The following is a 23909-nucleotide window of genomic DNA, read 5'->3' on the forward strand; positions in this document are numbered from 1 at the left end:
GCCGCGCGTTACGCGGTCTCGTGGAAGCCGACGCTGTGGCTGCCGTCCGGCGTGTAGGCGGCGAGCACGTCGAGGCCGACGTCGACGAGTTCCGCGCGCATGCCGGCCGTCTTGTGGCCTGACGGGTCGACCAGGATCGCGGTGCCCGACGACAACTGGCGCACGGTATTCAGCAACGCGAGCGTGCCGCGCGCGGTGCCGGCCGACTGCCCGACCGTCAGCGGCGTGCCATCTTCCGCGACGAGGCGCTGGCCGGACGTCAGCGGCTGGTTGCGCGCGACGGACGCGTTGAGCAGGCTCATGAAATGAAAACGCGCATCGGCGTTCCGGCCGGCCGCCGCGCGGTCGCTGTCGGTGAACGTGTCGCCGCGCACGGCCGCGCCCTGCGCGGCGAGGTCGACCGCCTGGTCGTGAAACGCGTTCACCGCGGCCACGAGGCCGGCATTCGCGTTCAGCGTCGACTCGATCCACGCGCGGTCGCTCTCCGGCAGGCTCGTCGAGTCGACCTTGATCTGCCCGTTGTCGGTCGTGAAGTCGAACGATGCGTCGGCCAGATCCGGCCGCTTCGCGACGATCTCCTGCATGCTCGCCGCGAGCGGGTCGGTCACGCCGCGCAGCTTCATCGTCAGGTCGCCGACCATCGACAACTGTTTGGTCAGCGCCGCCTGCATCGCTTCAGGATCCAGCGCCCTGACCGTGAGCGGCTGGCCGGGCGGGTTCCCGGAATCCGCCGTATCCGTGCCCTGGCGCCCGTCGAGCGCCGCCTGTGCCATCTGCGCGAGCGACAGGCCGCCCGCAGCCGTAACCGAAATCGTCATTGCCCTCTCTCTCCTTTCAGACTGTTTTTCACGGTTTACGGACGGATTCCACGAAAGTTGAGACGGTATCGCGTCGACACATGCAAACTTTGTTTGACTCAAGCTAAAAAAGTTTGACACGGACATTTCACTGAGATAACTTTTGCGCAAGCTTCCGGAAAGCAATCCGGCCCGCCGTGCCGGCTCGTTTCGCGCTTTCCTGCCATTGCCGCACCGCCGTTCGCAACATTCCCGCGTCACCGCATCGCGCCGTTCCGTTTCATCCGAAACCTGAAGGAAGCCCGGTCATGCCTGCGTTTGATTCGCACTCCTGCATTCATTCCGTGCCGCCGCCGCGCTGACGCGCCATTCGCGCTCCGTTCGGGGCGAGACGCCGGTGCGCGTCGCCCGCCGCTTTTGATGGTGCAGTTCCGCTTCATCCGATGCAGTACCCGGCCAGGCCGCAGGGGGCGTATCGCGAGCCGCGTCGGTTCCAGACAATCACAAGAGACGAGGTCGATCCAATGAACATTCATCGAACCGGATGCCGGCGCGCGTGGCTACCCGCGCTCGTGGCAGCCGCGACGCTCGCCGCGTGCGGCGGCGACGACGGCGGCAGCGCGGCGGGGGTATCCGCACTCGCGCAAGGCCAACAGGAGGGGGCCGCCGCAGCGGCGGCCGATGCGCAGTCGCTGGCGTCGCACGTGTCGCCGTCCGGTGTCCCGTACGCGAATCCGGCCAGCAACGGACGCTACAAGCCGGTGATCAGCAACGGCCAGGTGCAGCCGTCGCTGTCGGGCGGCACGATCGAGGAAAACGCGTGGGTCGACACGCCGGTCGATTCCGACGGCGACGGCACGCGCGACCGCATCCACGTGCGCATCGTGCGGCCGTCCGAAACCGCGAACGGCGCACGCACGCCCGTCATCGTGCTCGCGAGCCCGTACTACGCGGGGCTCGCCGACAGCCCCGACCACGACGTCGACGTCGAACTCGACGGCACGCCGCATCCGGCCGCGAACGCCGGCGCACCGGCATCGGCATCCACGCGCATCCTGGCCGCCGCGCCGCAGTCGCGGATGCTGCAGCAGGTCGAAGCGGCCGCCGCCGGCCGCTCGTGGATCGAGAGCTACTTCGTGCCGCGCGGCTTCACGATCGTCTACGCGGATTCGCTCGGCACCGCCGGCTCTGACGGCTGCCCGACGATCCTGACGCGCGACGAATCGGTCGCGATGGCGTCGGTGATCCGCTGGCTCGGCCGCGACGCGACCGCGAAGGACGCGAACGGCAAGACGGTCGTCGCGAACTGGTCGACGGGCCACGTCGGCATGTACGGCGTGTCGTACGACGGCACGCTGCCGAAGATGGTCGCGAGCCTGCGCACACGCGGGCTCGACGCGATCGTGCCGATCGCCGGGCTGACGAACATGTACGGCTACTACCGCTCGGGCGGGCTCGTGCGCGCGCCGGAAGGCTATCAGGGCGAGGACGTCGACGTGTACATCAAGGCGCTGCTGACGAACGCGCATCCGGAACGCTGCACACACCTGATCGACGAAGCGTTGCAGCAGGAAGACCGCAAGACCGGCGACTATTCGCCGTTCTGGGCCGCGCGCGACATCCCGACGGGGTTCGCGGTCGCGCCGGCACTCGTCGCGCAGGGGCTCACCGACGACAACGTGCGCGTCGACCAGTCGACGTCGTGGTATCTCGCGATGCGGCGCCAGGGCGTGCCGACGCAGCTGTGGCTGCACCGCCTGAAGCACACCGACCCGACGCGCGTGCCGGCGATGGGCGAAGCGTGGACCGCGGAGGTGAACCGGTGGTTCACGCGCTACCTGATCGGCTACAGCAACGGCGTCGAGCGCGATCCGCGCGCGGTGATCGAGCAGGCCGACGGCACGCTGCTGAAGGAAGCCGACTGGGCCGCGCGCCGTGCGACGCCGGTCACTTACTTCGCGGGCGGCGACGGCGCAAGCACCGGCACGCTGCTGCGGCTGCCGAGCGGCGGCCCGCTCGCGCGCTTCACCGACGATGCGCGCATTCCGGCGCTCACGCTGGCGAACACGCCGACGGGCGAAAACCGCAGCCGCTTCGAAACCGCGCCGCTGACGGCCGCGGCGCGCCTGTCCGGCACCGCGACCGCACGCGTCAGGCTGACCTTCACCGGCGTCGCCAACGTGACGGCGCTGCTGGTCGATCGCGCGCCGGACGGCACGGCCACGATCGTCACGCGCGCCTGGACCGACCCGCGCAACCGGCTGTCCGAGTGGCTGACGGAACCCGTGCTGCCCGGCCTGCCGTACGACCTGAAACTGACGTTCATGCCGCGCGACTACAAGCTGGAAGCCGGCCACCGGCTCGGGCTCGTCGTCCTCTCCAGCGACTACGAGGCGACGCTGCGGCCGACGCCCGGCACGGGCCTGACGCTCGATCCGGCCGGCACGTCGGTGACGGTGCCGCTGGCTTCGACGTCGGCGGGCGTGTAGTCGCACGCCGGCTGCCGGCATGACGGCACGGCCGCCCCCGCCTGCGCGCCCGTCGGCGCGGGCGGGGGTTCGCTGCAGGAATGGCACGCCTGCGCCAGGCTGCGAAAATCGAACGCCAACGGTGCCCTCCCATGATCCCCCTCAGCGCGAAAGCGATCGTCCGTGACGGCCGCTCGGTCCTGCTCCTGCGTAATCCACGCGACGAATGGGCGTTGCCGGGCGGCTGGCCCGAAGCCGGCGAATCGCTCGAGGAAACCGTCACGCGCGAAGTGCGGGAGGAATGCGGGATCGTCGCCTCGGCGATCCGCTACGTGGCGAGCCGCTCGTGCGAGGTCGTGCCGGGCAAGCGCGTGCTCATCGTGTGCTTCGAGTGCCGGGTCGATCGTCATGAAATCGTCCTGAGCGACGAGCACAACCCGTTCGGCTGGATCGACCTCGATGCCGACAAACCGGCGAACCTGCCGGATTTCTATTGGGCATTCCGCAGGCAGGCGGGCTGATTCGCGCCCGCCCTTCGGCACTCACACCGGCGTCAACACCGGCTGCCCCGCGAAATGCCGCGCCGCGTTGTCGAGAAACTGCTGCACCGACCGATCGAGCGCCTCGGGCGACCAGCCGCCCATGTGCGGCGTCAGCACGACGTTGTCGAGATCCGTCAGCGCGCGCGGCGGCTCCGGTTCGCCTTCGTACACGTCGAGCCCCGCGCCGGCGATGCGCCGTTCGCGCAGCGCATCCGCCAAAGCAGCGGTATCGACAACACTGCCGCGCGACACGTTGACGAGAAAACCGCCGGGCCCGAGCGCATCGAGCACGGTGCGGTCGATCAGGTGCCGCGTGCCCGCGCCGCCGGGCGTCGCGACGATCACGAAATCGGCCCACTGCGCCAGCGCGTCGACCCGGTCGAAATAGCGGTAGGGAACGGGCTTCTCGGACCGGTTGTGATAACCGATCTCGATGTCGAAGCCGGCCGCACGGCGCGCGCACTTCTCGCCGATCTTGCCGAGCCCGACGATGCCGAGCTTCCTGCCCGACACGTTCGGCGGCATCGGCAACCCCTCGCGCCACACGCCCGCGCGGGTTTTCGCATCGAGCTGCACGACGTTGCGCACCGCCGCGAGCAGCAGCGCGAACGCGTGATCGGCGACGCAATCGTCGTTGGTGCCCGCGCCCGTGACGACCGTGACGCCGCGCGCCTTCGCATGCGCGACGTCGATGTGCTCGTAGCCCGCGCCGAGCGCGCTGACGAACGTCAGTTGCGGCAGCCCGTCGATCTCGGCGGCGGTGAGCCCCGTGCTGCCGTTGGTCAGCACCGCGCGAATCGTGCCGCCGTGTTCGGCGATCGCGCGTGCGCGTTCGTCGGGCGTCGGAGCATGGCGCACGTCGAACGACGCGGCGATCTTGCGCTGCGCGTCGCCGCGCAATGCGATGAGGACCAGCAACTCGGGCTTCATGTCGGCAAGTGTCCGCAGGCAGGGAACGAATTTCAGTGTAACAAGCGCACGCGACGGATGCGGGTTATCCCCACACGGGCTGTGGACACACCGCCGCACGCGGTTTGCCAAAGCCGGCTCAGTCAAGTAACTTTCGGCGTACGCCCCCGTCCTGGAGATCGGCCCAATGAAGCTCGCCCTGCCCGCCCGGATCCTGGGCCTCGTGTTCGCCGCCGCCGTCGTCGCGCCCGGCGCGCACGCCGACACGCCCGTCGTGGTGTCGTCGAAGATCGACACCGAAGGCAACCTGCTCGGCAATCTCGTCGCGCAGGTGCTGAAGGCCCACGGCATTCCGGTCACCGAAAAGATCGCGCTCGGCACGACGCCGATCGTGCGCAAGGCGCTCACGAGCGGCGAGATCGACATCTACCCGGAATACACCGGCAACGCCGCGTTCTTCTTCAACAAGGCCGACGACCCCGTGTGGAAGAACGCCGCACAAGGCTACGACACCGCGAAGAAGCTCGACTATGCGGCGAACCACCTCGTGTGGCTCGAGCCGGCGCCGGCGAACAACACGTGGGGCGTCGCGCTGCTCGCCCCCGTCGCGCAGTCGCAGCACCTGAAGACCCTCTCCGATTTCGGCAAGTGGGTGGCCGGCGGCGGCAAGGTGAAGCTCGCGGCATCGGCCGAATTCGTGAACAGCGCGTCCGCGCTGCCGTCGTTCGAGAAGGCGTACGGCTTCAAGATGAAGCCCGAACAGCTCGTCGTGCTGTCCGGCGGCGACACGGCCGCGACGATCAAGGCCGCCGCGAACCAGACCGACGGCGTGAATGCCGCGATGGTCTACGGCACCGACGGCGGCATCGCGTCGAGCGGCCTCGCGGTGCTCGACGACGACAAGCACGTGCAGCCCGTCTACGCCCCGGCGCCCGTGATCCGCGAAGCCGTGCTGAAAGCGCATCCGCAGATCGCCGACTACCTGAAGCCCGTGTTCGCGAGCCTCGACCTGAAGACGCTGCAATCGCTGAATGCCCGCATCCAGATCAACGGAGAGCCGGCCGCCGGCGTCGCGAAAAGCTACCTGAAAGCGAAGGGCTTCGTTAAATGACGGATCGCGCGGCCGCATCCGCGCGGCGCGTGACACTCGACAAGGTCGGCATCCTGATCGGGGTACTGACGATCGTCGCCGTGTTCGGCCTGTCGTTCGCGGTGCTGCGGCCGAACCGGATCGCGGCCGGCACCGGGCTGTCGGTGTTCGCCGCGCTGCCCGCGATGCAGGGCGCCGCGCTCGCCGCGCTGTGGACCGCCGGCGCGTTGTGGGCGATGACGGCGAGCCGCCCCGCCTGGCGGCTCGCGGCCGGCTGCGCGGGGCTCGCGACGCTGGCGTATGCGGTCGGCGCGGCCGCGCGGCATGTCGTCGCGCCCGACGACATGCTGGCCCGCGTGTCGCCCGACGCGGGCGTCTGGCTGCTGCTGTTCGCGTGGGCCGTGCTCGTCGCCGACGCGCTCGCACGACTCGCGTTCGGCCCGTGGCGGCGCCTCGTCGCGCTCGTCGTCGCGATAGCGGCGATTTCGGTGCCGCTCGCCTGCGGCTGGTGGGACGGCCTCTCGGTGATGCGCGAATACGCGGTGCGCAGCGACGATTTCTGGCGCGAGGCGATCCGTCACGTATCGCTCGCGGGCGGCTCGGTGGCCGCCGCGCTCGTCGCGGGCCTGCCGCTGGGCATCGCATGCGCGCGCGTCGCGTCCGTGCGGACCCTCGCCATGCCCGTGCTCAACGTCGTGCAGACGATCCCCAGCATCGCGATGTACGGGCTGATGATGGCGCCGCTCGGCCTGCTCGCCGCGCACGTGCCGCTCGCGGCCGCGCTCGGCATCCGCGGGATCGGCGTCGCGCCGGCCGTGCTCGCGCTGTTCCTCTATTCGCTGCTGCCGATCGCCTCGAGCGTCGTGGTCGGGCTCGGGCAGGTGCCGCCGCACGTGACCGAAGCGGCACGCGCGATGGGCATGACGCGCGCGCAGCGGCTGCTGCGCGTCGATCTCGTGCTCGCGCTGCCGGTGATCCTGAGCGGCGTGCGCATCGTGCTCGTGCAGAACATCGGCCTGACCGCGGTGGCCGCGCTGATCGGCGGCGGCGGATTCGGCACCTTCATCTTCCAGGGGATCGGGCAATCGGCCGCCGATCTCGTGCTGCTCGGCGCGATCCCGACGATCGCGCTCGCACTGGCGGCCGCCGTCGTGTTCGAAGCCGCGACATCGCTCGCGAAGGGGCGTGCAGGATGATCGAGATCGAACGGGTCGGCAAACGCTTCGGCGACGTGATCGCCGTCGACGACGTGTCGCTGACGATGCAGCGCGGCACGATCACCGCGCTCGTCGGTGCGTCGGGCAGCGGCAAGTCGACGCTCCTGCGCATGATCAACCGGCTGATCGCGCCGACCACCGGCACGATCCGCATCGACGGCGTCGACACGGCGACCGTCGCGCCCGAGCAACTGCGGCGCGGCATCGGCTACGCGATCCAGGGGCATGGGCTGTTTCCGCACTGGAGCGTCGCGCGCAACATCGCGACCGTGCCGCGCCTGCTCGGCTGGCCGCCCGGGCGCATCGACGCGCGCGTGAACGAACTGCTCGACCTGTTCCATCTCGCGCCGGCCGAATTCGCCGGCAAGCTGCCGCACGAACTGTCGGGCGGCCAGCAACAGCGCGTCGGCGTCGCGCGCGCGCTCGCGGCCGAGCCCGCGATGCTGCTGATGGACGAACCGTTCGGCGCGCTCGACCCGATCATTCGCGGCAAGGCGCAGGACGACCTGTTCGCGCTGCAGCGCCGCCTCGGCATCACGGTCGTGATCGTCACGCACGACATCGAGGAAGCGCTGAAGCTCGGCGATACGATCGCGGTGATGGACGGCGGCAGGCTGCTGCAGGTCGCGCCGCCGGCCGAGATTCTCGGCAAGCCGGCGGCCGGTGTCGTCGAGCAGCTCGTCGCGGGGGTCGACCGGCCGCTGCGCCTGCTCGCGCTGACGCCGATCGATACGGTGGCCGAACCCGGCCATGCCGACGGCGAGCCGATCGCCGCGACGCGCACGCTGCGCGATGCGGTGTCCGAGCTGCTGTGGCGCGGCGTCGACGCGCTGCCTGTCGACGACGGCGGCGAGCGCAATGCGCGCCGCATCACGCTCGATGCGATCCGCGCGCATGCGAGGAAGCCCGCATGACGGCGCATGGCAGCGTGCGGCCGACGCGTTCGGCGCTTCCCGCGTACGTCGCCCGCGCGGCCGCGCTCGCGCTGCTGCTCGTGCTGCTGTTGCGCCCCGCGTGGCTGCAGGGGGTATTCGCGCCGTTCGCGGACAACGGCGCGCCGGTCATCTACGATCGTGCGAGCCTGCTCGATCTCACGCTCGCGCATCTCGGCACGGTCGCGCTGTCGAGCCTGATCGGCACGATCGTCGCGGTCGCGGCCGGCATCGCGGTCACGCGGCCGGCCGGCGCGGATTTCCTGCCGGTCGCGCGCAGCGTCGTCGATATCGGCCAGACCTTCCCGCCGGTCGCGGTGCTCGCGCTGGCCGTGCCGGCCGTCGGCTTCGGCCTGAAGCCCGTACTGATCGCGCTCGTGCTGTACGGGCTCCTGCCGATTTTCGAAAGCACGATCGCAGGGCTCGAGGACGTGCCGCGCGACGTCGTCGACGCGGCGCGCGGGATGGGGATGAGCGGCTGGCAGCAACTCGTGTCGGTCGAACTGCCACTCGCGTTTCCGGTGATCGTCAACGGGATCCGGCTCGCGGTCGTGATCAATCTCGGCACCGCGACGATCGGCTCGACGGTCGCCGCGCGCGGGCTCGGCGACGTGATCATCGCGGGCCTGCAGACGTCGAACACCGCGTTCGTGCTGCAAGGTGGCGTGATCGTCGGGCTGCTCGCGGTGCTCGTCAGCGATGCGATCGGGTCGATTGCGCGAGTGGCGAGCGCGCGGCGCGCCTAGAAGGCGCTGCAACATTTTTCGAAGGAGAAGCCATGGGCGTCCTGGACACCGGCCCGTTTTTTCATGGCACGAAAGCGGATTTGCGGATCGGCGACTTGCTGACGGCAGGCTTCAGATCGAATTATCGGGATGACGTCGTGATGAATCACGTTTATTTCACGGCCCTGCCCAAGGGCGCCGGCCTGGCCGCGGAAATGGCCAAAGGCGACGGCAAGCCGCGGGTCTATATCGTCGAGCCCACCGGGGCATTCGAAAACGACCCGAACGTCACGGACAAGAAATTCCCGGGCAATCCGACGCGCTCGTATCGAAGCACATCGCCTTTGAAGATCGTTGGCGAACTCGATCACTGGGAACCGTACGATCCGGCGTTCATTCAGCAGCTGAGAATCCGCATCGAAGCCGGCATCGGCGAGATCATCAACTAGCGGTCATCCGGACTCCGATGCGTGTCCGCGCAACGATCGCCGCGTCGATCGTTGCGAACGTCACAAGCCTACACATCGCTTTCATTCGAGCCGGCGCTCGACCGTCTGGCGCGATTGGCCGATATACTGTGCGCCTCCCATTTCCCCGCACTCGACCATGCGACGACGGTTTTTCTGGCTGATCGTGCTCTCGCTCGGCATTGCGCAACAGGTATCGGCCGAGCAAACGCCCGCTATGCCCGCCTCTGCGCCCGACGTGCTGGCATCGGCGCCGGCTGTCGCCTCCGCGCCGCTCGCGAACGCCAACGATCAGCCGAACGAAGCAAACCGCCGCATCACGTCCTACCTGACGAAGAAATTCGGCGTCGCAAGAGAAAAGGCCGCGAAGCTCGCCGATATCGTGAGCGTCACCGCGACGAAATATTCGCTGCCCCCCGCCCTCGTTTACGCCATCATCTCGATCGAATCGCGCTTCCAGGAAAAGGCGCGCGGCCAGCACGGCGCGACCGGGCTGATGCAGGTCGTGCCGTCCGCGCACCGCGGCATGCTGCGCAACGTGAAGGACCTGACCGAACCGAATGCGAACGTCGAGGCCGGCTCCCGGATTCTCTCCGGCTACGTGAAAGCGGCCGGCGGCAACGTCCAGGCCGGGCTGAAGAGCTACAGCGGCGGATCCAGCGCGTATGCGGCGAAGGTCATGCAACGGGTCGATTCGTTCCGGTTCGTGCTCGAACCCGATGACGATGCGAAAGCCGCGAATACCGCGAACGACGGGAAGGCGCAGATGGTGCCGGTCAGCGATCCGTCCGGCCCTGCGCCCGCCGCGAACCGCAACGCGAAGTAAGCAATGCGCACCCGCGTTCGCGCGTCGACGATCCGACATATTGCGATTCACAGGCCGAACCATCGATTGTTCCGGTATTTCAGGAACACAAGCGCCAATGGGCGGCAACGTCACATTCTTCGCATATTTCAGGAACGATAAACGCGTGCGGCGGCGCATTCGCGCCGCCGCCCCGTGGAGTCACCGGATCACCTCCCTCGTGCCTTGATCCAGCCCCATTTGATCAAAGCTGCCCGGCCGCCCCGGTCCACCGCAAGTAATCCCCCCGCGTCCAGTCGAGCGACACGCCGACGCGTTTCGTCCCCGGCCGGATCTTCGGCTTGTACACCGACAGCGTGAGCGACTCCAGCGCCGGCCACTCGCGGAACGACAGCACCGCGATATCGGCGACGAGCGTCTCCAGCAGCCGCGTATGCGGCTTGTGCGACAGGAACGACGCGACACGCGCGCAATAACCGTCGTAATCGATCCACTCACCCTGCTCGCTCGGCTCGCAGCGATACCCGAGCCGCGCGTCGATCACGATCGGCTGCGGCGCTTCATGCTCGTGCGCATGAATGCCGATCCGCGCGGGCACCTTCAGTTCGTCGACGAACACGCTCCAGCCGCGCCCGCGCAGGCGCGGCGCGTCGATCGCCACGAACGGTTCGTCGAACGGCTTCATGACACGAGCGGCGCCGCGGCGTCGAGCATGATGCGCACGAAATAGTCCGCGAAGCTGCGACGCAGGACGATCTCGAACGTGTCGTCGCCGGTCGGGATCAGCGTGATCGGCGACTTGAAGTAGTGCGACTGCGCGCACTGGCCCGGCTTGAACACGCGCGGATGCAGATCGAGCGGGCAGCCGCGCGCGATCACGTCGCGCACGCGCTCGCCGCTGATCTCGACGACCGTATAACCGCTGCCGACATCGACGGCCGCCGCATACGAACCCTGCACGGCTTCCGCGAGCTTCGCCTCGAGCACGCCGGCCGGCACGGGCCCGTTCGAGCGCACGAGCCACTCGTCGGGGCCGAGCCACAGCACGTCGTACTCGGCGCCACGCGCAACCGTGTTCGGTTCCGCGGGCGGCCGGCAGCCGACCACGCGCTCGAACGCGGCGACGAACGCCGGATCGCTCAACTCGCCGCGCACGTTGACGAGGTCGAGGAAGGGCCGCTCGCGCAGCGTGAACTTCTTCGATGCGCGCGCCTGATGCGGCTTCAGCACATCGGCCGCGCCGACGAACGGCGATTCAAGCGTCACGCCGCCCGCGCCCGCCACCTGCGTCTGGTTTCTCGTTTCATTCCACATGCTGGCGCACCCCTTCGGTATCGTAGAAAACCGGGCTCGAGATCGTCGCGGTGATGCGCTTGCCGTTGGCCAGCGGAATCACGACGCTCTCGCCCATCTTGTTCAGGCCGCCCTTCACCACCGCGAGCGCGATCGAGCGCTTCAGGATCGGGCTGTAGTAGCTCGACGTCACGTGACCGATCATCGGCGTCGGATCGACCGCCGACACCTGCGTGTCCTTCGCGATGATCTGCGCGCCTTCCGGCAGCACGAACTGTTCGTCTTCGGTCAGCAGGCCCACGAACTGCTTGCGGCCTTCCTTCGCGGTGTCCGACCGCGCGAGCGAGCGCTTGCCGAGGAAGTCCTTCGACTTCGCGACGACCCCGCCCATCCCGAGGTCGTACGGCGTGATCGACCCGTCGGTGTCCTGGCCGACGATGATGTAGCCCTTCTCCGCGCGCAGCACGTGCATCGTCTCGGTGCCGTACGGCGTGATGTCGAACTCGGCACCGGCCGCCATCAGCGCTTCCCACACCGCGCGGCCCGCGTTCGCCGGCACGTTCACTTCATAGGCCAGCTCGCCCGAGAAGCTGATCCGCATCACGCGCGCCTTCGCGCCCGCGACGGTACCGTTCCGGTAGCTCATGAACGGGAATGCCTCGTTGCCGAAGTCGATGTCCTGGCACACCTTCTGCACGACCTTGCGGCTCTTCGGGCCGACCACCGCGAACGTCGCCCAGTGGTCGGTGACGGACGCGAGCCGCACCTTCATGTCGGGCCATTCGGTCTGCAGCCAGCGCTCGAGCCACGTGAGCACGCGCGCCGCGCCGCCGGTGGTGGTGGTCATCATGAAATGCTGGTCGGCGAGGCGCACGGTCACGCCGTCGTCGAACACCATCCCGTTTTCGTCGAGCATCAGCCCGTAGCGGCACTTGCCCACTTCGAGCTTGTTCCACGGGTTCGTGTACATCCAGTTCAGCAGCTTCACCGCGTCGGGGCCCTGGATGTCGATCTTGCCGAGCGTCGATGCGTCGAGGATGCCGACGCTGTTGCGCACCGCGAGGCATTCGCGCTTCACGGCCGCATGCAGGTCCTCGCCGTTCTTCGGGAAATACCACGGCCGCTTCCAGTTGCCGACGTCCTCGAACAGCGCGCCGTGCTCGACGTGCCATTCGTGCACGCAGGTCTTGCGGATCGGGTCGAGGAAATCGCCCGTTTCGCGCCCCGCGAACGTGCCGAACGACACGGGCGTGTAGTTCGGGCGGAACGTCGTCGTGCCCGTTTCGGGAATCGTCTTGCCGAGCGCGCCCGCGAGGATCGCCATCCCGTTGATGTTGCCGAGCTTGCCCTGGTCGGTGCCGAAGCCCATCGCCGTATAGCGCTTCACGTGCTCGACCGACTCGAAGCCTTCGCGCGCGGCGAGCAGGATGTCGGCGGCCGCCACGTCGTTCTGGAAGTCGACGAACTGCTTCGGCCCGCGTGCGGCTGCCTCGCGGCTGCCGACGAGCCACAGCGGCTGCAGTGCGCCTTCGACGGTTTCCGCGACCTGCGGCGCGACCGGGCGCTGCGCGGCCGTGAAGCCCGCGGCCTTCGCCGCTTCCACGCCCGCATCGACCGCGAGCCGCAATGCGCGCGCCAGCCCGAATTCGCCGGCCGCCGCGCCGACGCTCGCTTCCGCCTGCACGGGCTTGCCCGGCAGGAAGCAGGCCTTCTCGTCGTTCCAGCAAGCCTTGCCGCCCGACTGCGCGAACAGGTGCAGCACCGGGCTGAAGCCGCCCGACATCGCGACGAGGTCGCACGGGATCGTCTGCAGCTTGCCGCCCACCTGGCCGTTCGTGAGGGACGCGACGTCGACCGACGATACGCGCCACTTGCCCGACGCGGCCGTGACGACCGCCCCGCTCATCACCGTCACGCCCTGCCGCTTCGCGGCGGCCGGCAGCGCGCCGTTCGACGACGCGCGCGAATCGACGACCGTCACCTTCGCGCCGCACGCCTTCAGGTCGAGCGCGGTCTGGTATGCGCGGTCGTTGTTCGTGAACACGATCGCGTTGCGGCCCGGCAGCACGCCGAAACGATGCACGTAGGCGGACACCGCGCCCGCCAGCATCACGCCCGGCAGGTCGTTGTTGCCGAACACGATCGGACGCTCGTGCGCGCCGGTCGCGAGGATCACGCGCTTCGCGCGGACCTTCCACAGCAGCTCGCGCGTGCCCTTGCGCATCGACACCGGCAGGTGATCGGTCAGGCGCTGCGTGACCGTCACGAGGTTGTGGTCCTGGTAGCCGAACGCGGTGCTGCGCGACAGGATCGTCACGTCGGGCAGCTTGCGCAGCTCGGCCTCGATCTTCTCGACCCACTGCAGCGCGGGCTTCGCGTCGATCTCCGCGCGGCACGACAGCAGGCTGCCGCCCAATTCGCGCTGGTCGTCGACGAGAATCACGCGCGCGCCGGCCGTCGCGGCCGCATGCGCGGCGGCGAGGCCCGACGGGCCACCGCCGACCACGAGCACGTCGCAGTGCGCGTAGCACTTGTCGTAGCGATCGGCGTCGAGCACGTCGGGCGCCTTGCCGAGGCCGGCCGCTTCACGGATCTTCTCTTCGTATTTCGGCCACATGTTGCGCGGCCACATGAACGTCTTGTAGTAGAAGCCGGCCGGCATGAAGCGCGAGAACTTCTGGTTGATCGCATACTTGTCGTTCTCGAGCGTCGGCTCGGCGTTCACGCTCGTCGCGACGAGGCCCTGATACAGCTCGATCTCGGTCGCGCGCGCGTTCGGCACGGTATACGGGCCGGACTCCAGTTGCACGACGGCGTTCGGTTCGGCCACGTCCGCCGTTACGATGCCGCGCGGACGGTGGTACTTGAAACTGCGCGCGACGAAGTGCACGCCGTTCGCGAGCAGCGCGGACGCGAGCGTGTCGCCCTGGAAGCCCTGGTACGTGCGGCCGTTGAACGTGAACGTCAACGGAATCGCGCGATTGATGCGGCCACCGGTGCCGAGGCGGTCTTTCTGGCTCATTTGCTCGTGCCCTCTTCGTGTGCGTTGCCGGCAGCGGCGCCGCTGATGGCAGCCCCACCGAATTTTTCGTAGCCCTTGATATCGTAGGTCACCGTGTCGCGCGTGACCTTGAACCAGCGGCGGCAACCCTGCGTGTGCAGCCATTGCTCCTTGTGCAGCCCGCGCTTGTTCTCGCGCATGAACACGTACTCGCCCCATTCGCGGTCGGTCATGTTCTCGTTGTTGACGGGGCGCACGATGTCGGCTTCACCGCCGCACGAGAATTCGGATTCGGCGCGCGGCCCGCACCACGGACATTCGATCAGCAACATGTTGTTTCTCCTCGTTCAGTGCGCGACGGCGGCAGCGCCGTGCTCGTCGATCAGGTGGCCCGTGTAGAAGCGGTCGAGCGCGAACGGCGCGTTCAGCGGATGCGGTTCGTCGCGCGCGATCGTGTGCGCGAACACCCAGCCCGAGCCGGGCGTCGCCTTGAAGCCGCCGGTGCCCCAGCCGCAGTTGAAATAGAGGCCCTTCACGTCGGTCTTGGTGATGATCGGACACGCGTCCGGCGACACGTCGACGATGCCGCCCCACTGGCGGTTCATCCGCACGCGCGAGAACACCGGGAACATCTCGACGATCGCCTGCAGCGTGCTTTCGATGATGTGGAAGCTGCCGCGCTGGCCGAAGCCCGTGTACTGGTCGATACCCGCGCCGATCACGAGGTCGCCCTTGTCGGACTGGCTGATGTACGCGTGCACCGCGTTCGACATGATCACCGAGTTGACGACCGGCTTGATCGGCTCGGACACCAGCGCCTGCAGCGGGTGGCTTTCGATCGGCAAGCGCACGCCGGCCATGTCGGCGAGCGTCGTCGTGTTGCCGGCCGCGACCACCGCGACCTTCTTCGCCTTGATGAAGCCCTTCACCGTATCGACGCCGACCACCGCGCCGCCCTCGCGGCGAATGCCCGTCACCTGGCAGTTCTGGATGATGTCGACGCCGGCGCGGTCGGCGCCGCGTGCGAAGCCCCACGCCACCGCATCGTGGCGCGCGACGCCCGCACGGCGCTGGATCGATGCGCCGAGCACCGGGTAGCGGCTGTTCAGGTTGATCGTCGGCTCGATTTCCTTGATCTGCGCGGGCGTCAGGAATTCGGCGTCGACGCCGTTCAGCCGGTTCGCATTCACGCGGCGCTCGGTGTCGCGCACGTCCTGCAGCGTGTGGGCCAGGTTCATCACGCCGCGCTGGCTGAACATCACGTTGTAGTTCAGGTCCTGCGACAGCCCTTCCCACAGCTTCATCGCCTTCTCGTACAGCGCGGCCGACTCGTCCCACAGATAGTTCGAACGCACGATCGTCGTGTTGCGCGCGGTGTTGCCGCCGCCGATCCAGCCCTTCTCGAGGATCGCGACGTTCGTGATGCCGTGTTCCTTCGCGAGGTAGTACGCGGTCGCGAGGCCGTGGCCGCCGCCGCCGACGATCACGACGTCGTATTCCTTCTTCGGTTCCGGGCTCTTCCATTGCTTTTCCCAGTTCTCGTGATACGAGAGACCGTTGCGGAACAGGCTGAATATCGAGTAGCGGCTCATGTTGTGGTCCTTCGTTAGCATTCGATGACGTTCACGGCGAGACCGCCGCGCGACGTTTCCTTGTATTTCGTCTTCATGTCGGCGCCGGTCTCGCGCATCGTCTTGATCACGGAGTCGAGCGACACGTAGTGCTGGCCGTTGCCCTTGAGCGCCATGCGCGATGCGTTCAGCGCCTTGATCGCGCCCATCGCGTTGCGCTCGATGCACGGGATCTGCACGAGCCCGCCCACCGGATCGCAGGTCATGCCGAGGTTGTGCTCCATGCCGATCTCGGCCGCGTTCTCGACCTGGTCGGGCGTACCGCCCATCACGGCGGCGAGCGCGGCGGCCGCCATCGAGCAGGCGACGCCCACTTCGCCCTGGCACCCGACTTCCGCGCCGGAGATCGACGCGGTTTCCTTGTAGATGATCCCGATCGCCGCGGCCGTCAGCAGGAATTCGACGATGCCGGCTTCGTTCGAGCCCGGCACGAATTTCACGTAGTAGTGCAGTACCGCGGGGATCACGCCGGCCGCGCCGTTGGTCGGCGCGGTGACCACGCGGCCGCCGGCCGCGTTCTCTTCGTTCACGGCCATCGCATACAGGTTGACCCAGTCGAGCATCGACAGCGGGTCGCGCAGCGACTCTTCCGAACGCGCCCGCAGGCGGCCGTTCAGCTCGGCCGCGCGGCGCTTCACGCGCATCGGGCCCGGCAGGTCGCCCTCGACCTTGCAGCCGCGCTCGACGCAGGCGGCCATCGTGCGCCAGATCGCGAGCAGCCCCGCGCGCACTTCGTCGGCGGGGCGCAGCGCGCATTCGTTGCGCATCATCAGCTCGGCGATCGACAGGCCGTGCTCGCGGCACTGGCGCATCAGGTCGTCGCCGGTGCGGAACGGGTACGGCACCTCGACCGCCGCGCGCACGCCGTTCACGCGATCGCCGTCGCGGTTCACGACGAAGCCGCCGCCGACCGAGTAATACTCTTTCTCGACGAGCAGCTGGCCGTGCTCGTCGAACGCCTGGAAGCGCATCCCGTTCGGGTGCACGATGCTCGTGCCGCTCATCAGCTTGCGATAGAAGCCGATGTGCTCCTTTTCGTCGAAGCGCACCGTCTGCCTGCCGAGCAGCGACAGCGTCTTCTCCGCGCGGATCACGGCGAGGCGCGGCTCGATCAGGTCGGGATCGATCGTGTCGGGCAGGTGGCCCTCGAGGCCGAGCAGCACGGCCTTGTCGGTGCCGTGGCCCTTGCCGGTCGCGCCGAGCGAGCCGTACAGCTCGACCCGCACGCGGCGCACGAAGCCGAGCAGGTTCGCGTCCTCGACGTGCGACGCGAAGCGGCACGCGGCGATCATCGGGCCGACCGTATGCGAACTGGACGGGCCGATGCCGATCTTGAACAGGTCGAACGCGCTGACGTTCATCTGGCTTCCTCTGGATGGGCGGTCGTGAAATGTCGTTGGGCCTCAGTACATCAAAGCGTAAAATCGGCCGATAGAACAAAAACGGCATCGGCGTGGGATACCGCCGCCAAGCGCCGCGCCGGCTACCCCGAAAGTGCGTTTTGGCGATGGTTGGCGACGAAAAACCACAAGTCCGGCCGCGGCCGATCGGCGACGCTGGCTGCATCCGCGTCGCCTCCGGCAGCCGCAACCCGCAAACAGTGTGAAACGAGTGAGACCGCCCGCCCGGCGTGACGAGATTGGCCGCGATGACCCCCGACGTACCCGCTTCCCCCCTCGCAGAACCCGCGCCGCGGCGCATCCGCTTCGGCATCGTGCTGCTGCCGAACTTCACGCTGACGGCCTTCTCGGGCTTCGTCGACATGCTGCGTCTGTCGGCCGACGACGGCGACTACAGCAAGCCCGTGCGCTGCGCGTGGAGCGTGATCGGCGAGACGCTCGCGCCGGTGCGCGCGAGCTGCGGGATCCAGATCACGCCGTGGGAGACGTTCGACGCGGCCGAGCCGTTCGATTACGTGGTGGTGGTCGGCGGGCTGCTGCATTCGGGGCCGCAGGCCGGCCCTGAAACGCTCGACTTCATCCGCCGCGCGGCGGCCGTCGGCGCGACGGTCGTCGGCATCTGCACCGGTGTGTTCACGCTGATGCGCGCCGGCGTGCTCGACGGCTACCGGACCTGCGTGAGCTGGTTCCATTACTGGGATTTCATCGAGCGGTTCCCCGCGGCCGATCCCGACCTGCTGATCGCGGACCGCCTGTTCGTGATCGACCGGCGCCGGATCACCTGTTCGGGCGGCCGCGCGTCGATCGATGTCGCGGCGGCGATCCTGCTGCGCCATTTCGATCACGCCACCGTGCAGAAGGCGCTGCGCATCCTGCTCGTCGGCGAGATGCAAAAAGGCAACGCGCCGCAGCCGCACCCGCCGGGCCTCGAACCGGCGACGCACCCGAAGGTCAAGCGCGCGATTCTCCTGATGGAACAACACGTGGGACGCGCACTGCCGCTCGAGGAACTCGCGTGCAAGCTCGACCTGTCGACACGGCAGCTCGAGCGGCTGTTCAAGGCCGAGACCGGCAAAAGCCCGCAGGCGTTCGCGAAGCAGGTGCGGCTGCGCACCGCCGCGTGGCTGCTGACGAGTTCGGACCGCACGGTCGCCGATATCGCGTCGAGCTGCGGATTCGCCGACGCATCGCACCTCGGGCGCGAATTCCGCAAGCAGTTCGGCGTGCCGCCGGCAGCCTATCGCGAGCGCGGCGGCGAAGGGGTCGAAGCCGGCGAGCTGGCCGCGGCCGATCCGGTCGAAGACGTCGCCGACTGACGGCGACGCACACCGCCCCCTCTTTCCAATCGACCACGCAACCCCACGCGTTCGGGTCGGTTTAGACGGCGTTGGAACCGGTTTCAGTCAACTTAGCCGAAGTTGCTCGTCCAAAATCGAGGGTTATCCCGGATGCTGATGCTCACTCAAATTTGTATGATGACCACATCACCTTACAAACCAGAGCGTCATGTTCGAGAAAATTCCCGCCCGTGCGATGAGCGACCACGTCGCGCAGCAACTGCTCAAGCAGATCGAAGTCGGCAGTTTCTCGGCCACCGGCAAGCTGCCGACGGAAGCCGTGCTCGCGCAGGAGTTCGGCGTGAGCCGCACGGTGATCCGCGAGGCGATTTCGCGGCTGAAGAACGAAGGCGTGGTCGAGCCGCGCCAGGGCAGCGGCGTGTTCGTGAACCAGCACGGCGCGATCCGGCCGCTGCGGATCGACTACGCGGAAGCGGTCGAAGCCACGTCGCTGCCGCACCTGCTCGCGGTGCGCCGCGCGATCGAGGCCGAAGTCGCGGCCGAAGCGGCGCTGCGTCACAGCGATGAAGACATGGCCGACATCGACGACGCGCTGCGCAAGATCGACGATGCGGTAGCCGTTGGTCGCGACGGCGTCGCGGAAGACGTCGCGTTCCACCGCACGATCGCGGCCGTCACCGGCAACCCGTATTTCCTGAAGACGCTGCAGTTCCTGAACCAGTACCTCGAAGCCGGCGTGAAGGTCACGCGGCGCAACGAAGCGACGCGCGAGGACTTCTCGCGCCAGGTGCGCGACGAGCATGCGGCGATTGCCGACGCGATCCGCGCACGCGACCCGATGGCCGCGCGCAACGCGGCGCGCACGCACATGTACAACGCCGCCCGCCGTCTCGCGGAAGCCGGCATCTGCTGAAGCCGGCGGCCGCTGCCCGCACGGGCGCCGCCGCCGTCACGAACCTCTCCCGAATCGATCAAGGTTGACCATGTCACGAAATGTTGGAGTCATCGGCCTCGGCGCGATGGGCCTCGGCGTCGCACGCTCGCTGCTGCGCGCCGGCCTGCGCGTGCACGCATGCGACGTGCGCGACACCGTGCTGCAGGCGTTCGCCGCCGAAGGCGGCGTGGCCTGCGCGACGCCGGCCGAACTCGGCGCGCAGTGCGACGTCGTCGTCACGCTCGTCGTCAATGCCGCGCAAACGGAAACGGTGCTGTTCGGCGAACACGGCGCGGTCGCGGCGATGAAGCCGGGCGGCGTCGTGATCGCGAGCGCGACCGTCGCGCCCGAGTTCGCCGTCGCGCTCGGCGCACGCATCGAGGCCGCCGGCCTGCAGATGCTCGACGCGCCCGTGTCGGGCGGCGCCGCACGCGCGGCCTCCGGCGAAATGACGATGATGACGTCGGGCCCGGCCGCCGCGTACGCGGCCTGCGAAGACGTGCTGGCCGCGATCGCCGGCAAGGTCTACCGCCTCGGCGACGCGCACGGCATCGGCTCGAAAGTGAAGATCATCAACCAGCTGCTGGCCGGCGTGCACATCGCGGCGGCGGCCGAGGCGATGGCGCTCGGCCTGCGCGAAGGCGTGGACGCCGACGCGCTGTACGACGTGATCACGCACAGCGCCGGCAATTCATGGATGTTCGAGAACCGCGTGCCGCACATCCTGAACGGCGACTACACGCCGCTGTCGGCCGTCGACATCTTCGTGAAGGATCTCGGCCTCGTGCTCGATACGGCGCGCCGCAGCAAGTTCCCGCTGCCGCTGTCGGCCACCGCGCACCAGATGTTCATGAGCGCGTCGAGCGCCGGCCACGGCGGCGAGGACGATTCCGCCGTGATCAAGACCTTCCCCGGCATCACGCTGCCGCCCGCCCGCTGATTCGAACGACGTTCCTGCCATGACCGCTTCCGCTTCCCGTCCCCTGCTCGGCTGCATCGCCGACGATTTCACCGGCGCGACCGATCTCGCGAACATGCTCGTCAAGAGCGGCATGCGCACCGTGCAGACGATCGGCGTGCCCGCCGGCGGTGCCACGCTCGACGCCGACGCGATCGTCGTCGCGCTGAAGTCGCGCACGATCCCCGCGGCCGACGCCGTCGCGCAATCGCTCGACGCGTACGCGTGGCTGCGCGCGCAGGGCTGCCGCCAGTTTTTCTTCAAGTACTGCTCGACGTTCGACTCGACCGACACGGGCAACATCGGGCCGGTGGCCGACGCGCTGCTCGACGCGGCCGGCGGCGGCTTCACGATCGCGTGCCCGGCGTTCCCGGAGAACGGCCGCACGATCTACCGCGGTCACCTGTTCGTCGGCGACGTGCTGCTGAACGAATCGGGGATGGAGAACCACCCGCTCACGCCGATGAAGGACGCGAACCTCGTGCGCGTGCTGCAGCGGCAGACGAAGTCGGCGGTCGGCCTGATCCGCTACGACACGATCGCGCTCGGCGCGGCCGCCGTGCGCACGCGGATCGAGCAATTGCGCGCGGAAGGCGCGCGCTTCGCGATCGCCGACGCGCTGTCGGACCGCGACCTCTACGTGCTCGGCGAAGCGTGCGCGGGCCTGCCGCTCGTTACCGGCGGCTCGGGCATCGCGCTCGGCCTGCCGGCGAATTTCCGCCGCGCGGAGCAATTGCCCGAGCGCGACAACGCGGCGTCGCTGCCGCGTCTCGACGGGCTGTCGGCCGTGCTCGCCGGCAGCGCGTCGAAAGCCACCCACGCGCAGGTCGCCGCGTGGCGCGCGACGCGGCCGAGCTTCCGCATCGATCCGCTCGCGGCGGCGAGCGGCGAGCCCGTCGTCGACCAGGCGCTCGCGTTTGCACGCTCGCACCTGCCGCAACCCGTGCTGATCTATGCAACGGCGACGCCCGACGAAGTGAAGGCCGTGCAGCAGGCACTCGGCGTCGAGGCCGCCGGCCATCTCGTCGAAAGCACGCTCGCGGCGATCGCACGCGGCCTGCGCGCGCTCGGCGTGCGCAAGTTCGTCGTCGCCGGCGGCGAAACGTCCGGCGCGGTCGTGCAGGCGCTCGACGTGAAATCGCTGCAGATCGGCGCGCAGATCGATCCGGGCGTGCCGGCCACCGCCACCATCGACGCCGAGCCGCTCGGCCTCGCGCTGAAATCCGGCAACTTCGGCACGACGGACTTTTTCGACAAGGCGCTGCGCGCGCTGGATGGAGCCGCACGATGAGCGACGAAGCGAAACTGCGCGAAGAGATCTGCGTGGTCGGTGCGAGCCTGTATGCGCGCGGCCATGCGGTCGGCAGCGCCGGCAACATCAGCGCGCGCCTGCCCGACGGCTGGCTGATCACGCCGACCGACGCCTGCCTCGGCCGGCTCGACCCGAACGACATCGCGAAGGTCGGCCCGGACGGCCAGCCCGTCTCGGGCGGCACGCCGTCGAAGACGCTCGCGCTGCATCGCGGCATCTACGCGCGCAACGCGGCAGCGAACGGCGTCGTCCACACGCATTCGACGCACCTCGTCGCCCTGACGCTCGCGGGCGTGTGGCGCGACACCGACGTGCTGCCGCCGATCACGCCGTACTACGTGATGAAGGTCGGCCACGTTCCGCTGATCCGCTACCGCCGCCCCGGCGACCCGGCCGTCGCGGCCGAGGTCGCGGCGCTGGCCGACCAAGTGCGCGGCGTGCTGCTCGACCGCCTCGGCCCCGTGATGTGGGGGCCGTCGGTATCGCAAGCGTCGTACGCGCTCGAGGAGCTCGAGGAAACGGCGCGGCTGTGGCTGATGACGAACCCGAAGCCCGAGCCGCTGTCCGACGCGGCGCTCGACGCGTTGCGCCAGCGCTTCGGCGCACGCTGGTAACGCCGCGCACCGCGCGCGTCACGCACCGATTCCCATGCCCGCCGTGTGCGCGGGCCTTTCCGTCAGCACACACACACGATCCGGCGGCGTACGCGCCGCCGGCACACGATATTCAAGGAGACGACGATGACTGCTCTCGACGCGGCCGCAAGCCGCTCGCCCGCCGCGCCCGCCCAGGCGGCCGAACTCGACCGCACCTACAAGAAAGTGTTCTGGCGCATCGTGCCGTTCCTGATGCTCTGCTACGTGGTCGCGTATCTCGACCGCGTGAACGTCGGCTTCGCCAAGCTGCAGATGTCGCAGGATCTCGCGTTCAGCGAAACCGTGTTCGGGCTCGGCGCGGGCATCTTCTTCCTCGGCTACTTCCTGTTCGAGCTGCCGAGCAACCTGCTGATGCACCGCATCGGCGCGCGCATCTGGATCGCGCGGATCATGATCACGTGGGGCCTGCTGTCCGCGCTGTTCGCGTTCGTGAAGACGCCGACGCAGTTCTACGTGCTGCGCTTCCTGCTCGGCCTCGCGGAAGCCGGCTTCTATCCGGGCGTGATCCTGTACCTCACGTACTGGTTCCCGTCGCACCGGCGCGCGAAGATCATCGCGGTGTTCATGTCCGCGATTCCCGTGTCGGGCATCTTCGGCAACCCGCTGTCGGGCTGGATCATGGAGCGCTTCCACGGCGGCTCGGGCTTCCACGGCTGGCAATGGATGTTCATGATCGAAGCCGTGCCGGCCGTGCTCGTCGGCATCGCGACGATCCTGTATCTCGACAACAGCATCCGCGGCGCGAAGTGGCTCGACGAGCGCGAGAAGCAGCTCCTCGAGGACGAAATCGCCGCGCAGCCGCAGGAACGGCAGCAGCACGGCCATTCGCTGAAGGCCGTGTTCTCGGACCCGCGCATGTGGTGGATGTCGCTGATCTATTTCGCGTTCGTCACGGGCCAGTACGGCCTCACGTTCTGGATGCCGACGCTCGTGAAATCGACCGGCATCACCGACACGCTGCAGATCGGCCTGCTGTCCGCGATTCCGTTCGTCGTCGCGATCGTCGTGATGAACCTGTTCGGCCACAGCGCGGACAAGCGCCGCGAACGCCGCTGGCACCTGATCGTGCCGGCGCTGATGGGCGCGGTCGGGTTTGCGGTCGCCGCGTCGTACTCGCACAATACGGCGGTGTCGATCGTGTTCCTGTCGCTCGCGGCAGGCGGCGTGCTGACCTGCGCGCCGCTGTTCTGGTCGCTGCCGACCGCGTTCCTCGCGGGCTCCGCGGCCGCGGCCGGGATCGCGATCATCAACTCGGTCGGCAACCTCGCCGGGTTCGCGAGCCCGTACGTGATCGGCTACCTGAAGGACGTCACGCACAGCACGTCGTCCGGCATGTACGTGCTGGCCGCGATGCTCGTGATCGGCGCGCTCGCCGTGTGGCTCACGCCCGCGAAACTCGTGAACCGCTGATCCGGCTGCCTTCATTCGACGCGGGGCGCATGGCGCCCCGCCCCAATCATTCACAGGACCCGCT

Annotated in this window: 22 protein-coding genes; 14 read left to right on the plus strand and 8 right to left on the minus strand. The window is 68.5% G+C overall.

What is annotated here, in order from left to right; genetic code table 11:
* Positions 1–8: 8 nt before the first annotated feature.
* Positions 9–818 carry a hypothetical protein gene (locus WJ12_RS31840; protein ID WP_069246009.1) on the minus strand — a complete coding sequence of 270 codons (810 nt, stop codon included), beginning with the start codon at positions 816–818 and terminating at the stop codon, positions 9–11.
* Between the two features lie 503 nt (positions 819–1321).
* On the opposite strand from WJ12_RS31840, the gene WJ12_RS31845 reads away from it, so the two are divergent.
* Positions 1322–3286, plus strand: coding sequence for a Xaa-Pro dipeptidyl-peptidase (locus WJ12_RS31845; protein ID WP_069246010.1), 1965 nt, complete (start codon positions 1322–1324; stop codon positions 3284–3286).
* Between the two features lie 131 nt (positions 3287–3417).
* Complete coding sequence (locus WJ12_RS31850; RefSeq protein WP_069246011.1) at positions 3418–3786, plus strand: NUDIX domain-containing protein; 369 nt, start codon at positions 3418–3420, stop codon at positions 3784–3786.
* Positions 3787–3807: 21 nt separating this feature from the next.
* On the opposite strand, the gene WJ12_RS31855 is transcribed toward WJ12_RS31850, so the two are convergent.
* On the minus strand, positions 3808–4737 hold the full coding sequence (locus tag WJ12_RS31855) for a 2-hydroxyacid dehydrogenase (RefSeq protein WP_034186039.1): 930 nt from the start codon (positions 4735–4737) through the stop codon (positions 3808–3810).
* 166 nt (positions 4738–4903) lie between these two features.
* Here WJ12_RS31855 and osmF point away from each other — a divergent pair, with 166 nt between their 5' ends.
* The 6 genes from osmF (at position 4904) to WJ12_RS31885 (ending at position 9973) form a co-directional block, all read left to right on the plus strand.
* Positions 4904–5827, plus strand: coding sequence for a glycine betaine ABC transporter substrate-binding protein OsmF (gene osmF / locus WJ12_RS31860; RefSeq protein ID WP_049036449.1), 924 nt, complete (start codon positions 4904–4906; stop codon positions 5825–5827).
* Entirely contained in the window at positions 5824–7002 is a 1179-nt protein-coding gene (locus tag WJ12_RS31865; RefSeq protein ID WP_059556931.1) for an ABC transporter permease, read from the plus strand. Before osmF ends, WJ12_RS31865 begins: the two co-directional genes overlap by 4 nt.
* Entirely contained in the window at positions 6999–7937 is a 939-nt protein-coding gene (locus WJ12_RS31870; protein WP_059556932.1) for an ABC transporter ATP-binding protein, read from the plus strand. Before WJ12_RS31865 ends, WJ12_RS31870 begins: the two co-directional genes overlap by 4 nt.
* Entirely contained in the window at positions 7934–8701 is a 768-nt protein-coding gene (locus tag WJ12_RS31875; RefSeq protein WP_034186035.1) for an ABC transporter permease, read from the plus strand. Before WJ12_RS31870 ends, WJ12_RS31875 begins: the two co-directional genes overlap by 4 nt.
* Positions 8702–8733: 32 nt before the next feature.
* Positions 8734–9129: an NAD(+)--rifampin ADP-ribosyltransferase gene (arr, locus tag WJ12_RS31880; protein ID WP_034186034.1), complete on the plus strand. Its 396-nt coding sequence runs from the start codon at positions 8734–8736 to the stop codon at positions 9127–9129.
* Positions 9130–9286: 157 nt separating this feature from the next.
* On the plus strand, positions 9287–9973 hold the full coding sequence (locus WJ12_RS31885) for a lytic transglycosylase domain-containing protein (protein ID WP_034186033.1): 687 nt from the start codon (positions 9287–9289) through the stop codon (positions 9971–9973).
* A 223-nt stretch (positions 9974–10196) separates the two neighbouring features.
* Here the strand turns inward: WJ12_RS31885 and WJ12_RS31890 are convergent, their stop codons facing one another.
* From WJ12_RS31890 to WJ12_RS31915, 6 genes are read right to left on the minus strand one after another with little or no spacing between them, the layout of a single operon-like run.
* Entirely contained in the window at positions 10197–10637 is a 441-nt protein-coding gene (locus tag WJ12_RS31890) for a dihydroneopterin aldolase (protein ID WP_034186032.1), read from the minus strand.
* Positions 10634–11266, minus strand: a complete 633-nt coding sequence (locus WJ12_RS31895; RefSeq protein WP_049036441.1) for a sarcosine oxidase subunit gamma — start codon at positions 11264–11266, stop codon at positions 10634–10636. Before WJ12_RS31895 ends, WJ12_RS31890 begins: the two co-directional genes overlap by 4 nt.
* Positions 11256–14267 carry a sarcosine oxidase subunit alpha family protein gene (locus WJ12_RS31900; protein ID WP_059556933.1) on the minus strand — a complete coding sequence of 1004 codons (3012 nt, stop codon included), beginning with the start codon at positions 14265–14267 and terminating at the stop codon, positions 11256–11258. Before WJ12_RS31900 ends, WJ12_RS31895 begins: the two co-directional genes overlap by 11 nt.
* Complete coding sequence (locus WJ12_RS31905; protein WP_034186029.1) at positions 14264–14578, minus strand: sarcosine oxidase subunit delta; 315 nt, start codon at positions 14576–14578, stop codon at positions 14264–14266. Before WJ12_RS31905 ends, WJ12_RS31900 begins: the two co-directional genes overlap by 4 nt.
* A gap of 15 nt (positions 14579–14593) precedes the next feature.
* Positions 14594–15838 carry a sarcosine oxidase subunit beta family protein gene (locus tag WJ12_RS31910; protein WP_006480591.1) on the minus strand — a complete coding sequence of 415 codons (1245 nt, stop codon included), beginning with the start codon at positions 15836–15838 and terminating at the stop codon, positions 14594–14596.
* A gap of 14 nt (positions 15839–15852) precedes the next feature.
* A complete protein-coding gene (locus WJ12_RS31915) occupies positions 15853–17238 on the minus strand; it encodes an L-serine ammonia-lyase (protein ID WP_034186028.1) in 1386 nt (461 codons plus the stop codon).
* Positions 17239–17525: 287 nt separating this feature from the next.
* Between WJ12_RS31915 and WJ12_RS31920 the strand changes: the two genes are divergently transcribed.
* The 6 genes from WJ12_RS31920 (at position 17526) to WJ12_RS31945 (ending at position 23845) form a co-directional block, all read left to right on the plus strand.
* Positions 17526–18593: a GlxA family transcriptional regulator gene (locus WJ12_RS31920; protein WP_059556973.1), complete on the plus strand. Its 1068-nt coding sequence runs from the start codon at positions 17526–17528 to the stop codon at positions 18591–18593.
* Positions 18594–18783: 190 nt separating this feature from the next.
* Complete coding sequence (locus tag WJ12_RS31925) at positions 18784–19488, plus strand: FadR/GntR family transcriptional regulator (RefSeq protein WP_034186027.1); 705 nt, start codon at positions 18784–18786, stop codon at positions 19486–19488.
* Positions 19489–19558: 70 nt separating this feature from the next.
* A complete protein-coding gene (gene ltnD, locus WJ12_RS31930) occupies positions 19559–20449 on the plus strand; it encodes an L-threonate dehydrogenase (RefSeq protein ID WP_049029526.1) in 891 nt (296 codons plus the stop codon).
* A 19-nt stretch (positions 20450–20468) separates the two neighbouring features.
* Entirely contained in the window at positions 20469–21758 is a 1290-nt protein-coding gene (gene otnK / locus WJ12_RS31935) for a 3-oxo-tetronate kinase (RefSeq protein ID WP_059556934.1), read from the plus strand.
* Complete coding sequence (otnC, locus tag WJ12_RS31940; protein WP_034186024.1) at positions 21755–22393, plus strand: 3-oxo-tetronate 4-phosphate decarboxylase; 639 nt, start codon at positions 21755–21757, stop codon at positions 22391–22393. Before otnK ends, otnC begins: the two co-directional genes overlap by 4 nt.
* A 126-nt stretch (positions 22394–22519) precedes the next feature.
* The gene (locus tag WJ12_RS31945) at positions 22520–23845 is read left to right on the plus strand and encodes an MFS transporter (protein WP_059556935.1); all 1326 of its coding nucleotides are present in this window, start codon (positions 22520–22522) and stop codon (positions 23843–23845) included.
* Positions 23846–23909: the final 64 nt, after the last annotated feature.

The organism is Burkholderia seminalis (assembly GCF_001718535.1).
Lineage (GTDB): Bacteria > Pseudomonadota > Gammaproteobacteria > Burkholderiales > Burkholderiaceae > Burkholderia > Burkholderia seminalis.

Bases quoted from the DNA above. Each gene is read 5' to 3' on its own strand.
- WJ12_RS31840 (WP_069246009.1), bottom strand. From the start codon at position 818: ATGACGATTTCGGTTACGGCTGCGGGCGGCCTGTCGCTCGCGCAGATG.
- arr (WP_034186034.1), top strand. From the start codon at position 8,734: ATGGGCGTCCTGGACACCGGCCCGTTTTTTCATGGCACGAAAGCGGAT.
- WJ12_RS31910 (WP_006480591.1), bottom strand. From the start codon at position 15,838: ATGAGCCGCTACTCGATATTCAGCCTGTTCCGCAACGGTCTCTCGTAT.
- otnC (WP_034186024.1), top strand. From the start codon at position 21,755: ATGAGCGACGAAGCGAAACTGCGCGAAGAGATCTGCGTGGTCGGTGCG.
- WJ12_RS31870 (WP_059556932.1), top strand. From the start codon at position 6,999: ATGATCGAGATCGAACGGGTCGGCAAACGCTTCGGCGACGTGATCGCC.
- WJ12_RS31900 (WP_059556933.1), bottom strand. From the start codon at position 14,267: ATGAGCCAGAAAGACCGCCTCGGCACCGGTGGCCGCATCAATCGCGCG.
- WJ12_RS31895 (WP_049036441.1), bottom strand. From the start codon at position 11,266: ATGTGGAATGAAACGAGAAACCAGACGCAGGTGGCGGGCGCGGGCGGC.
- WJ12_RS31875 (WP_034186035.1), top strand. From the start codon at position 7,934: ATGACGGCGCATGGCAGCGTGCGGCCGACGCGTTCGGCGCTTCCCGCG.
- ltnD (WP_049029526.1), top strand. From the start codon at position 19,559: ATGTCACGAAATGTTGGAGTCATCGGCCTCGGCGCGATGGGCCTCGGC.
- osmF (WP_049036449.1), top strand. From the start codon at position 4,904: ATGAAGCTCGCCCTGCCCGCCCGGATCCTGGGCCTCGTGTTCGCCGCC.
- WJ12_RS31885 (WP_034186033.1), top strand. From the start codon at position 9,287: ATGCGACGACGGTTTTTCTGGCTGATCGTGCTCTCGCTCGGCATTGCG.
- WJ12_RS31890 (WP_034186032.1), bottom strand. From the start codon at position 10,637: ATGAAGCCGTTCGACGAACCGTTCGTGGCGATCGACGCGCCGCGCCTG.
- WJ12_RS31915 (WP_034186028.1), bottom strand. From the start codon at position 17,238: ATGAACGTCAGCGCGTTCGACCTGTTCAAGATCGGCATCGGCCCGTCC.
- WJ12_RS31855 (WP_034186039.1), bottom strand. From the start codon at position 4,737: ATGAAGCCCGAGTTGCTGGTCCTCATCGCATTGCGCGGCGACGCGCAG.
- WJ12_RS31925 (WP_034186027.1), top strand. From the start codon at position 18,784: ATGTTCGAGAAAATTCCCGCCCGTGCGATGAGCGACCACGTCGCGCAG.
- WJ12_RS31945 (WP_059556935.1), top strand. From the start codon at position 22,520: ATGACTGCTCTCGACGCGGCCGCAAGCCGCTCGCCCGCCGCGCCCGCC.
- otnK (WP_059556934.1), top strand. From the start codon at position 20,469: ATGACCGCTTCCGCTTCCCGTCCCCTGCTCGGCTGCATCGCCGACGAT.
- WJ12_RS31920 (WP_059556973.1), top strand. From the start codon at position 17,526: ATGACCCCCGACGTACCCGCTTCCCCCCTCGCAGAACCCGCGCCGCGG.
- WJ12_RS31905 (WP_034186029.1), bottom strand. From the start codon at position 14,578: ATGTTGCTGATCGAATGTCCGTGGTGCGGGCCGCGCGCCGAATCCGAA.
- WJ12_RS31865 (WP_059556931.1), top strand. From the start codon at position 5,824: ATGACGGATCGCGCGGCCGCATCCGCGCGGCGCGTGACACTCGACAAG.
- WJ12_RS31850 (WP_069246011.1), top strand. From the start codon at position 3,418: ATGATCCCCCTCAGCGCGAAAGCGATCGTCCGTGACGGCCGCTCGGTC.
- WJ12_RS31845 (WP_069246010.1), top strand. From the start codon at position 1,322: ATGAACATTCATCGAACCGGATGCCGGCGCGCGTGGCTACCCGCGCTC.